We start from the raw sequence: 10,792 nt of genomic DNA, 5'->3' as shown, positions 1-10,792 counted from the left end.
CTCCGGCGCATCGCGCCGGAGCCGGTTTTCACATTCCAACAATTACCCCTGCCGCTCCAGGCAGGCCTGATAGGTGTCCCACAGGTCGTCGTTCATCTCCAGCACCATGCGGCCCAGGCGCAGGCCCGCCGCCGTCCGGGTGTGGCGATAAATGCCGCACAGCTCGTCCTCCTGACTGCACCGGCCATAGGCCAGCAGGGTCCGGGGGTCCTTCCTGGCCCACTGGCCCAGGGTCACCGTCTCCCCGCAGTAGGGGCACTGCACCTCCGTCATGGCCGGGTCCTCCTGGCCCTGGGCCAGGGAGGCATACACCCGCCCCTGCACCAGTCCGGCCGCCCGGTCCTGGGGATACTGCACATACCGCAGGCCGTATTCGTCCATGCACCCGTCCAGGTCCATCCGCCCGCAGATCTGCACGGTATTCCGCGCATCGTTCAGGGCGTCGTGGGCACGGTCCGGAGTCAGCTTCAGCAGCTCCATCGCCCGCTCCAGGGAGCACTGCCGGTCATCCCGCATGATCTCGTGGCCGAAGATCCGCTGCAAATCGTAGCAGCAGGGCATCTCCGCGTCCATTCCGTGCATCAGCAGGTTGTCCATCAGCACCGGAATGTCGTCCGGTCCCCAGGTACACAGGCAGCAATTCTCCCCGCACCATTCCATGAAATCGGCATAGGCCCGGGGAAATTCCGGGGCTTTTTCCAGGTCCTGTGCCCGAATTTTCGTCAGCTGCACCACGTCGCCGTTCATGTGGGGATAAAACCGGGGGCGGATGAAGGTCTTGAAGCTGCCGGTCTCCCGGAACCGCTCATCCAGCCGCAGGGCCCCGATCTCAATGATCTCCGAGTCGAAGAAAAACGGCTCCCGTATGGCGCTGTCCGGATTCAACGGCTGGTTCCACTCCAGGTCCAGGACGATATAGGAAAAATCAGCCACGTCTGGCAGCTTCCAGAGCCTTGCCCTTGCGCTCGGCCTCCTGGAACTCCTCCTGGGACTGGGCCATGGCCTGGGCCAGCAGCTGATCGGCCACGGACTTCAGGTCCATCTTCAGCACCCGGTCGATGACCTCCTGCTGCTTTTCCGGGGCCACGCCGTAGATGGTCATGCCGCAGGACAGGAACCGACGCAGCTTCTGCTCCATGGTGAAGCTCCGGTCGCACTTGCGGGCCATGAAGCTGCGCAGCATGCCGGAGGTAGCCAGCTCCAGCTCATAAAAGTCCTGCCGGGTATAGCCGGGATGCTCCTTCCCGAACAGCTCCACCAGCTTGTCCGTCACCACCTGATGTATATAGTTGGCGGTGGCCGCATAGGAGTACGAGGAGACATACAGCTCCCGCAGCCCCTCGGTCTTTTCGGCAATATACAGCTGGATGGCAGGCTCCACGGCGTAGAACATCACCGGGTCATAGTCCTTCCCCAGCAGCTCGTGCGTAACGGCGAACTGCTTTTCATACATCCACTTGGTCAGCTTCAGCAGCAGCGCCTCCTTGTTGGCAAATACTGCAAAAAACGCGGACGGGGACATACCCGCTGCCTGCGCGATGGCGGCGGTGGTGGTCCGTTCATATCCGTTTTCCAAAAACAGCCTGATAGCTGCATAGGTCATCCGATTCTCTCTTTCGGCGACCTTGGGCTGTGCTCCTCTCGGCATAGCGTCCTCCTTTACAACCGTTTGAACGATTTTTCCATCCTGACAGAGTATAATATTGTATATTAGCAACAAAGCTATACTACATTAAGGTTAGGGCTTCCTACCTGTTAAGTTAGTATTTTAACATATCTTTTATTGTTTTTCAATGGGCGACACAAAAATTTTAGAAATTGTTTTTCTGTGATATATTGTGCTGATTTCTGCCGATATGACCATATATTGTGGTACGCATGCCATGCGGCTGTCCGTGCTATACGGACAGGTTTTCTCCTTGTGTCGTCTGTTTCCAGTATATGACAGCACCCGCCGATTCCGTTACGCGGAATCGGCGGGTGTATATACATATGAATCTACTGTCTGTCGGCGGTTATTTACTTGATGATCTCGCCGGCGGCTTCCTTGGCCCGGATCTCCTTCATGGCATCCTTATGGCTCAGGTTCACCCGGCCCTTCTCGTCGATCTCGGTGACCTTGACCCACATCATGTCGCCCACCTTGCAGGCGTCCTCCACCTTCTCGATGCGCTTGTCCGCCAGCTTGGAGATGTGCACCAGGCCGTCCTTGCCGGGAGCCAGCTCCACGAAGGCGCCGAAGGTCATCAGGCGCACCACGCGGCCATAGTACAGCTGGCCCACCTCGGGCACGAACACGATGTCGTCGATGCACTTCTTGGCGGTGGCGCAGCTTTCGGCGTCGGGGGAGGCAATGTGGATGGTGCCGTCGTCGTCGATGTCGATCTTGGCGCCGGACTCGGCCACGATCTTCTGGATGACGCTGCCGCCCTTGCCGATGACCTCCCGGATCTTGTCGGGGTCGATGTGCAGGGTGACCATCTTGGGGGCGTACTTGCTGACCTCGGGCCGGGGCTCGGCGATACAGGGCAGCATGATCTGGTCCAGGATCTGGCACCGGGCGTCATAGGTGATGTCCAGAGCATTCTTGATGATCTCCATGGTCAGGCCGTCGTTCTTCAGGTCCATCTGGATGGCGGTGATGCCCTTCTTGGTGCCGGCCACCTTAAAGTCCATCTCGCCGTGGAAGTCCTCCACGCCCTGAATGTCGATGAAGGTGGTGAAGGAGCCGTCGTCGTCCTGGATCAGGCCGCAGGAGATGCCGGCCACCGGGGCGGAAATGGGCACGCCGGCGTCCATCAGGGCCAGGGTGCTGCCGCAGATGGAGCCCTGGGACGTGGAGCCGTTGGAGGATACCACCTCAGACACCACGCGGATGGCATAGGGGAACTCCTCCACCGGGGGGATCACCGGCAGCAGGGCCCGCTCTGCCAGAGCACCGTGGCCGATCTCCCGGCGGCCGGGGGAACGGGCGGGCTTGGCCTCGCCCACGGAGTAGCCGGGGAAGTTATAGTGGTGCATATACCGCTTCTCGGTTTCCTCCCAGATGGTGTCCAGCTTCTGGTTGGCGGACAGGGTATCCAGGGTGGCCACGCTCAGCACCTGGGTCTGACCCCGGGTAAACAGGCCGGAGCCGTGGACCCGGGGCAGCACGCCCACCTCGGCGGCCAGGGGCCGGATCTCGTTCTTCTGGCGGCCATCCACCCGGTGGCCCTCCAGCAGCCAGGCCTTCACGATCTTCTTCTGGAACTTATAGGTGATCTCCTCCAGGTACTTATCCATCTCGGGATAGTCCTCCAGGAACAGCTGGTGCCACTTTTCGATGAGCTGGTTCCAGCGGGCCTCCCGGACGTTCTTATCGTCGGTATCCATGGCGGCCTTGGCCTGGTCCATGGTGGCATCCACGATCTTCTGGAACAGCTCCTCGTCGAAGTCCGCGTGGGGATAGTCAAACTTGGGCTTGCCGATCTCGGCCACCATCTGGCCGATCAGGGCCACCTGCTTCTGATTTTCCTGGTGGGCCATGCGGATGGCCTCGAACATCACGTCGTTGGGCACCTGGTTGGCGCCGGCCTCGATCATGACCACCTTCTTGCCGGTGGACACAACGGTCACGTCCAGATCACTGACCTTGCGCTGCTCGCTGGTGGGATTGAACACCAGCTTCCCGTCCACCAGGCCCACCTTCAGAGCGCCCACGGGGCCGTTCCAGGGAATGTCGGAGATGGCCAGGGCGGCGGAGGTGCCGATGAGGCCGCAGATCTCCGGGGAGCAGTCGTGGTCCACGCTCATGACGGTGCACATAACGGACACGTCGTTGCGGAAATCGTGGGGGAACAGGGGGCGGATGGGGCGATCAATGACGCGGGAGGTCAGAACGCCCTTCTCGCCGGGGCGGCCCTCCCGGCGGTTGAAGCTGCCGGGGATGCGGCCCACGGCGTACAGCTTTTCCTCGAAGTCTACGCTCAGGGGGAAGAAGTCGATGCCGTCCCGGGGACGGGCGGCGGCGGTGACGCAGCACAGCACACTGGTCTCGCCATAGGTGACCATGACGGCGGCGTTGGCCAGCTCCGCCAGCTTTCCGACCTCCAGGGTCAGGGGGCGGCCCGCCAGGTCCATGGTGTACTTGTGGTAGTGGGGGAACTGCCGGTGGGTAATGATGGTAGACATGGTTTGGCTCCTTTTCATTTGAATTTTCCGCATGGGAGCCGGGGCCGTTTAGCACTTGAAAAAGTGCCGGAAAATACCCGGATTCCGGCATTTTTTCAACTGCTAAAGGCTTTGATCGGCTCCGCACACGGGCAGGGATGGTGTGAAAGAAGGGTGGTGCGCACGGGGCACACCACCCTGTCTTCAGCTTACTTACGCAGACCCAGCTTGGCAATCAGGGCACGATAACGCTCGATGTCCTTCTTGGCCAGATAGTCCAGCAGACGACGGCGCTTACCGATCATCATCTGCATGCCGCGGCGGCTGTGAAAGTCATGGGGATGAACCTTCAGGTGCGCGGTGAGCTGGTTGATGCGCTCGGTAAGGATGGCGACCTGGACCTCGGGGGAACCGGTGTCGGTCTCGTGGGTGCGGTTGGCCTCGATGATGGAGGTCTTCTGATCTTTCAGCATCATAGTTGTGTTTCCACCTTTCTTTTTTGTGCGCCCACATCCTGAGTGCCGGGACAGGCAGAGCATCCGCGGGACTAAGGCAAGGGGCATGGCACGCACACAGCGTACTCTGATACGATAGCACAAAATGCGCCGGTTGTAAAGAATAAATTTTGGATTTCCGCCGCATTTGGCCAAAATTGTCCCGGTTTCCGGCGGGACATCCCGCAAAAACCGGGTTTTGTCCCGATTTTTCCCCGGGACAGGCCGGGACGCGGACCCCCGTCCCGGCGCTTTTTCCCTGGGATGCCGATTTTTAACAAAACGTTCACGTCCCCGGCATTGCAAACCACGGCCTTTTACGCTATCATGTAAAGTAGTAAATCAGGCCCAGCCGGGCCAACAAAGGAGAAAACAATATGAAGGGTAAGAGCGGCTACCTGAAATGGGGTCTGACGATCTTTCTCACCGTCTGCGCCATTCTGGTGTTTTACGACACGTTCTATATGAGCGGCGCACTGCAGCGGCTGCTGTCCAAGCTGGCGTCCATTCTGTCGCCGGTGCTGGTGGGCCTGGTGATGGCCTATCTGCTGGCCCCCATCGTCAACTGGTTTGAAAAGCTCATTCTTTCGGGCCTGCACCGGATCAAGGGGCTGGAAGGGAAGACCATCCCCCACGCCGCCGGGTGGCTGCGGGCCGTCAGCATTCTGCTGACCTGGGCCATTGTGCTGCTGCTGCTGTATCTGATGTTCAGCGTGGTGATCCCCCAGCTCATCGACAGCGTGGTGATGCTCATCAACAACGCCGAAACGTATTACAACAAGATTTACGGCTGGATCACGAACCTGCTGGATAAGAACCCCAAGGTGGAGGACTGGGTCAACGAGAATCTGGAGACCTATTACCAGAATCTGCTGGACCTGCTGACCAACAAGGTGCTGCCCGGCGCCCAGCAGATGCTCACCACCATCACCGGCGGCGTGATCTCCGGCATCTGGGGGCTGGTGAGCTTCGCCATGGACTTCCTGGTGGGCATCATCGTGTCGGTGTATATGCTGGCCATGAAGGAGCAGAGCCTGGCCCGCTGCTGCAAGCTGCTGTACGGCGTGTGCAAGGAGGCCCACGCCCGCTGGATCGCCCGGGCCGTTCGCCGGGCCGACGGCATCTTCAGCGGCTTCGTCCGCGGAAAGCTGCTGGACTCTCTCATCATCGGCATTCTGTGTCTCATCGGCTGCACCATTCTGGGCATGCCCTATGCCCCGCTGGTGAGCCTGATCGTGGGCGTTACCAACGTGATCCCCTTCTTCGGCCCCTTCATGGGCGCGGTGCCCAGCGCCTTCCTGATTTTGCTGGTCAGCCCCAAGAAGTGCCTGATCTTCGTGATCTTCGTCATCGTTTTGCAGCAGTTCGACGGCAACATCCTGGGCCCCAAGATCCTGGGCGACGCCACGGGCATCTCCAGCTTCTGGGTGGTGGTGGCCATTCTGGTGGGCGGCGGCTTCGGCGGCGTGCTGGGTATGTTCCTGGGCGTGCCGGTGTTTGCCTGTTTGCAGGTGCTGGTAAAGTATCTGGTGGACCGGCGTCTGCGCCGCCGGAATATGCCCACCGAGGCATATTGCTATGTGAACCGGGACCGGGAGTCCCAGCCACCGGAGCAGCAGTCATAAATGCATCAAAACCTCCGGCTAAGCCGGAGGTTTTGATGAGACTATCCAAAAAGCCTCGCAGAGTTTGCCGCCCGCAGGCGGCAAATCAAGTGAGATCATTTTCGCCCGGGGCGTGTACCTGGGCGAAAATACTTCTCAGTCTGCAAGTGTGGAATTTGTCCGCTTTCAGCGAACAAATTATGCGCGCAGCAGACTGCAAGCCTTTTATCCCCAAAGGGCTTGCCCTTTGGGGATAAAAAGAAAAGCACGGCCGAAGCCGTGCTTTTCCGGTTAAACCGGTTGTTTACTTGCCCATGGGGGCGCCGCAGTGGGGGCAGAAGTTGCTGTCGGACACAGTGCCGCAGACGGAGCAGGTCTTGGCGTCGCCGGACTCCTCCTGGGGCTCCTCGTCCTGGGTTTCCTCCTTGCGCTTGGCGGCCTCCAGCTGGGCGATCTTCTCCTTGGAGGCGTTAACGGCGGCCACAACGTCCTTCACGGCGTCGGGCAGCTCACCCTGAAACTCGGAGACGAACCACTCGCCGATGGCCCGATAGTTCTTCTCGATCTCCCGCTGCTCGGAGAGAATTTCCATGTTCATCTTGGCGGCGTCGGTGGCAGCCTTGGCCTTCTCGGTGGCGGTCTCCGCCAGATCCTTGGCCTTTTCGGCAGCCGCACCGGCCACCAGCTGGGCCTTCTTGGTCAGTTCATCAAAAAATGCCATAGCAATGATCTCCTTTCAGATTCTGAAATTCTTAATTAGGGCCATTATACACCAGGGTGGGCGGTTTTGTCAATGCTCGATCCAGTCGGAGGCACGGGACACGGCGCGCTTCCACAGGCGATAGTCCCGGTCGCAGTCCGCCTGGGGCCGCAGGGGTTCAAACACCCGCTGGCTCCGGCGCAGACGGGTCAGCTCCTCCAGATCGCTCCACACGCCGCAGCTGAGGCCAGCCAGGGCCGCCGCGCCAAAGGCGGTGGTCTCCACCATCCGGGGCCGGTCCACGGGGATGCGCAGCAGATCCGCTTGCAGCTGCATGAGAATGTCCGATACGCTGGCCCCGCCGTCCACCCGCAGGGCGGTGATGTCGCACCCGGCGTCCTGCCGCATGGCCAGCATCAGGTCCGTCACCTGGTAGGCGATGCACTCCAGCACCGCCCGGGCGATGTGGGCCCGGCCCGTGCCCCGGGTGACGCCCAGAATGGCCCCCCGGGCGTACATATCCCAATACGGCGCCCCCAGGCCGGTGAAGGCCGGGACCACCACCACGCCGCCGGAGTCCTCCACGGACTCCGCCAGACGGTCGCACTCCGGGGCGGAGTCGATCAGGTGCAGCTCGTCCCGCAGCCACTGGATGGTGCTGCCGCCGTTGAAAACGCTGCCCTCCAGGGCGTAGGCCGTGCGGCCCTCCACCTGCCAGGCCACGGACGTCACCAGCCCCGCCCGGCTGCGGACGGGCTTTTCCCCCACGTTCATCAGGGTGAAGCAGCCGGTGCCGTATGTATTCTTGGCTTCGCCCGGGCGGAAGCAGGTCTGGCCGAACAGGGCGGCCTGCTGGTCCCCTGCCGCGCCGCACACCGGCACCCCCGCCAGCTTTTCCAGGCCCGGGATGCCTTTTTTCACCAGGCCGTATACCTGACTATTGGCCACGGGAAGGGGCAGAATAGACATGGGTATCTCCAGCAGCTCGCAGAGCTCCGCATCCCAGCACAGCCGGTGGATATCGAACAGCATGGTCCGGGAGGCGTTGGAGTAGTCCGTGACGTGGGAGCCGGTCAGCTGCCAGATGAGCCAGGTTTCCACCGTGCCGAACAGCAGGTCCCCCCGGTCCGCCTTTTCCCGGGCGCCGGGGACGTTGTCCAGCACCCAGCGGATCTTGGTGGCGGAGAAGTAGGCGTCGATCAGCAGGCCGGTGGCGGACTGGATGCGCTCCTCCAGCCCCCGGCGCTTCAGTTCCTCGCAGAACTCCGCCGTCCGGCGGCACTGCCAGACGATGGCGTTATATACCGGCCGGCCGGTGGTCTTGTCCCAGAGAATGGTGGTCTCCCGCTGGTTGGTGACGCCGATGCCGGCCACCTCCCCCTCCAGCCCGGCTGCGGCCTGGGCCGCCGCACGGCGCTCCGTCTCCCAGATCTCCATGGGGTCATGCTCCACCCAGCCGGGCTGGGGATAGAGCTGGCGGAAGGGATACTGGGCCTTGGACACAATGTCGCCCCGGCGGTCAAACACGATGGCCCGGGAGCTGGTGGTCCCCTGGTCCAGCGCCAGAATATAGGTTCCCATAGAAGTCTCCTCTTTCTTTTTGTTTCAGAGTATGCTAATATAGGGTATTATAACACAGAAAGGACAGGATTACCATGACGGATTTCCAGGAATTTACCTTTCTTTCCAGCGACGGCCATACCCAACTTCACGGGGCACAGTGGACCCCGGCGGACCGGGAGCCCATTGCCGTTTTACAGATCGCCCACGGCGTGGCGGAGCACATCCTGCGGTATGACGATTTTGCCCGGTATCTCAACGACCGGGGCATCCTGGTGGCGGGACACGACCACCTGGGCCACGGCAAATCCCTGCCGGAGGGCGGCACGCCGGTGTATTTCGGCGACGGCAGCACCTGGGAGACGGTGGTGGACGACATCCACCTGCTCCATGACCGGCTGCGGGAGCAGTATCCGGATCTGCCCATCCTGCTGATGGGCCACAGCATGGGGTCGTTCCTGTCCCGGTCGTACCTGATCCGCTATCCCGGCACAGTGGACGCCGCCATCATCATGGGCACCGGCTGGCAGCCGGAGATGACCATCCGGGGCGGCCTGCTGCTGGCGGGAATTCTGTCCGGGCTCAAGGGGCCGGACGCCGTCAGCAAGATGGTGACCAATATGGCCTTCGGGGCTTATAACAAGGCCTTCGGCGACAAGCCCCGGACCCCCAACGACTGGCTGTCCGCCGACACGGACAACGTGGACCGGTATATGGCGGACCCCCTGTGCGGCGCGGACGCCACGGTGGGCCTGTTCCGCCAGATGCTGCGGGGCCTGCGGTTCAACCAGACCCCCGGGAACATCGACCGGATGGACAAAAACGCCCCCATCCTGCTGATCGCCGGGCAGGACGATCCGGTGGGCGATATGGGAGCCGGTGTCCGGCGGACTCACGACGCCTTCAAGCGGGCGGGGGTCAGGGACGTGACCCTGAAGCTGTATCCCGGCCTGCGGCATGAAATTCTCAACGAGGCCGCCATGCGGGACACGGTGTACGGCGACATCGGGGCCTGGCTGGACCGGGTGCTGGGTTAACGCAGAGACGCCAGCAGGTTGGGCAGGCCCAGCAGGTCCACGTTGTGGGTCCGGCGCAGCAGGCGGACGGTGAAGAAGCTGTCCGCCGTCAGCACCAGCAGCAGGGCCAGCCCCGCCCCGGCGGGGGCGTGCAGGGCGATGGGGTGCAGCAGGGGCTGCACCTGCCGGAGGGCGAAGGCCGTCAACGGACCCCATACCACCGCAAAGGGCACGCAGACCCGGCGGTTCAGGTCCATGTGGGTGCCGGAATAGTCCCAGAACATGACCCCCAGCAGCTTGTCATAGAGAAAGTGCACGGCGTATTCCACGGCGGTGGCCGTGAGGCCGCCGTAAAAGGCCAGGCGGAGGAAGCCCCGGGTCAGGTCGGCGGGCAGATGCAGCACCGCCAGCATGGCCAGGCCGTACACCGGGCACAGGGGCAGCAGCAGAAAGCACTTGCGCACCTGATGCCGGGACCCGGTGACGGCGGCGAAGATTTTTTCCAGCAGATATCCCAGAAAGCTATACAGACAAAACAGCCACAGCCAGTACACGGCGACGCCTCCCTTCCCCCTCATTCTGCCCCGGGAGAGCTGCCGCGATACCCGGGCGGAGGCGGGGAAAGGGAGGAAAGATATGGACCAGTGGGAGCAGCTGCGGCAGCAGTGCATGAGCTGCTGGGCCTGCGGCCTGGCGGATACCCGGACCAACGTGGTGTTCGGGGTGGGGTCCCCCACGGCGGAGGTGCTGCTGGTGGGCGAGGCCCCCGGGGCCAGCGAGGACCAGCAGGGCGAGCCCTTTGTGGGAGCCGCCGGGAAGCTGCTGGACGATATGCTGGCCATGATCGGCCTGCGGCGGCAGGAAATCTACATCACCAACAGCGTCAAGTGCCGCCCGCCCAAAAACCGGGACCCTCTGAACACCGAAAAGGACGCCTGCGCCGGATTTCTGCGGCGGCAGCTGGAGCTGATGCAGCCGAAGATCCTGGTGTGCCTGGGACGCATCAGCGCGGCGGAGATCATCAGGCCGGATTTTAAGATCACCCAGGAACACGGGCAGTTTTTTGAGAAAAACGGCATGTGGATGACAGCCCTGTATCACCCGGCGGCCCTGCTGCGGGACCCGGGCAAGAAGCCGGAGACCTTCCAGGACCTGAAGCGCTTGCAGGCCAAGATCCGGGAGGTCTGCACCCGGACGCCCATGGAATTTGCATAATCGTGAAAGAGGCCCTTGTCCATGACGTCCTGGGAATACTCCGCCTCGCCGCTC

At 62.0% G+C, this 10,792-nt stretch carries 10 protein-coding genes; 3 read left to right on the top strand and 7 right to left on the bottom strand.

Features of this window, described 5'->3' with window-relative positions:
- Positions 1 to 42 precede the first annotated feature (42 nt).
- The 4 genes from LKD37_RS15630 to rpsO all read right to left on the bottom strand — a co-directional run bounded on the left by LKD37_RS15630 (position 43) and on the right by rpsO (position 4,625).
- Entirely contained in the window at positions 43 to 933 is an 891-nt protein-coding gene (locus LKD37_RS15630; protein WP_302930028.1) for a 3'-5' exonuclease, read from the bottom strand.
- Entirely contained in the window at positions 926 to 1,648 is a 723-nt protein-coding gene (locus LKD37_RS15625; protein WP_302930027.1) for a TetR family transcriptional regulator, read from the bottom strand. The genes LKD37_RS15630 and LKD37_RS15625 overlap by 8 nt, the downstream gene beginning before the upstream one ends.
- A gap of 371 nt (positions 1,649 to 2,019) precedes the next feature.
- Positions 2,020 to 4,170, bottom strand: a complete 2,151-nt coding sequence (locus tag LKD37_RS15620) for a polyribonucleotide nucleotidyltransferase (protein ID WP_302930026.1) — start codon at positions 4,168 to 4,170, stop codon at positions 2,020 to 2,022.
- Between the two features lie 188 nt (positions 4,171 to 4,358).
- The gene (rpsO, locus tag LKD37_RS15615) at positions 4,359 to 4,625 is read right to left on the bottom strand and encodes a 30S ribosomal protein S15 (protein ID WP_022135710.1); all 267 of its coding nucleotides are present in this window, start codon (positions 4,623 to 4,625) and stop codon (positions 4,359 to 4,361) included.
- Between the two features lie 395 nt (positions 4,626 to 5,020).
- Between rpsO and LKD37_RS15610 the strand changes: the two genes are divergently transcribed.
- The gene (locus LKD37_RS15610) at positions 5,021 to 6,268 is read left to right on the top strand and encodes an AI-2E family transporter (protein WP_302930025.1); all 1,248 of its coding nucleotides are present in this window, start codon (positions 5,021 to 5,023) and stop codon (positions 6,266 to 6,268) included.
- Positions 6,269 to 6,551: 283 nt separating this feature from the next.
- On the opposite strand, the gene LKD37_RS15605 is transcribed toward LKD37_RS15610, so the two are convergent.
- Together LKD37_RS15605 and glpK are read right to left on the bottom strand one after the other, a co-directional pair.
- On the bottom strand, positions 6,552 to 6,968 hold the full coding sequence (locus LKD37_RS15605; RefSeq protein WP_302930024.1) for a zinc ribbon domain-containing protein: 417 nt from the start codon (positions 6,966 to 6,968) through the stop codon (positions 6,552 to 6,554).
- A gap of 69 nt (positions 6,969 to 7,037) precedes the next feature.
- A complete protein-coding gene (glpK, locus tag LKD37_RS15600; protein WP_302930023.1) occupies positions 7,038 to 8,528 on the bottom strand; it encodes a glycerol kinase GlpK in 1,491 nt (496 codons plus the stop codon).
- Positions 8,529 to 8,602: 74 nt separating this feature from the next.
- On the opposite strand from glpK, the gene LKD37_RS15595 reads away from it, so the two are divergent.
- The gene (locus tag LKD37_RS15595) at positions 8,603 to 9,544 is read left to right on the top strand and encodes an alpha/beta hydrolase (RefSeq protein ID WP_302930022.1); all 942 of its coding nucleotides are present in this window, start codon (positions 8,603 to 8,605) and stop codon (positions 9,542 to 9,544) included.
- Here the strand turns inward: LKD37_RS15595 and LKD37_RS15590 are convergent.
- A complete protein-coding gene (locus LKD37_RS15590; protein WP_302930021.1) occupies positions 9,541 to 10,077 on the bottom strand; it encodes a putative ABC transporter permease in 537 nt (178 codons plus the stop codon). The two genes, LKD37_RS15595 and LKD37_RS15590, sit on opposite strands and share 4 nt — an antisense overlap.
- A gap of 82 nt (positions 10,078 to 10,159) precedes the next feature.
- Here LKD37_RS15590 and LKD37_RS15585 point away from each other — a divergent pair, with 82 nt between their 5' ends.
- A complete protein-coding gene (locus tag LKD37_RS15585) occupies positions 10,160 to 10,738 on the top strand; it encodes a uracil-DNA glycosylase (RefSeq protein ID WP_302930020.1) in 579 nt (192 codons plus the stop codon).
- Positions 10,739 to 10,792: the final 54 nt, after the last annotated feature.

This window comes from Brotocaccenecus cirricatena, from assembly GCF_020687045.1.
Taxonomy (GTDB): domain Bacteria; phylum Bacillota; class Clostridia; order Oscillospirales; family Oscillospiraceae; genus Vescimonas; species Vescimonas cirricatena.
This window is presented reverse-complemented; position numbering and strand designations above follow the sequence as displayed.

Excerpts from the sequence above, each read along its gene's own strand:
- LKD37_RS15585 (WP_302930020.1), top strand. The coding sequence starts at position 10,160 with ATGGACCAGTGGGAGCAGCTGCGGCAGCAGTGCATGAGCTGCTGGGCC.
- LKD37_RS15605 (WP_302930024.1), bottom strand. The coding sequence starts at position 6,968 with ATGGCATTTTTTGATGAACTGACCAAGAAGGCCCAGCTGGTGGCCGGT.
- LKD37_RS15610 (WP_302930025.1), top strand. The coding sequence starts at position 5,021 with ATGAAGGGTAAGAGCGGCTACCTGAAATGGGGTCTGACGATCTTTCTC.
- LKD37_RS15620 (WP_302930026.1), bottom strand. The coding sequence starts at position 4,170 with ATGTCTACCATCATTACCCACCGGCAGTTCCCCCACTACCACAAGTAC.
- LKD37_RS15595 (WP_302930022.1), top strand. The coding sequence starts at position 8,603 with ATGACGGATTTCCAGGAATTTACCTTTCTTTCCAGCGACGGCCATACC.
- rpsO (WP_022135710.1), bottom strand. The coding sequence starts at position 4,625 with ATGATGCTGAAAGATCAGAAGACCTCCATCATCGAGGCCAACCGCACC.
- LKD37_RS15625 (WP_302930027.1), bottom strand. The coding sequence starts at position 1,648 with ATGCCGAGAGGAGCACAGCCCAAGGTCGCCGAAAGAGAGAATCGGATG.
- glpK (WP_302930023.1), bottom strand. The coding sequence starts at position 8,528 with ATGGGAACCTATATTCTGGCGCTGGACCAGGGGACCACCAGCTCCCGG.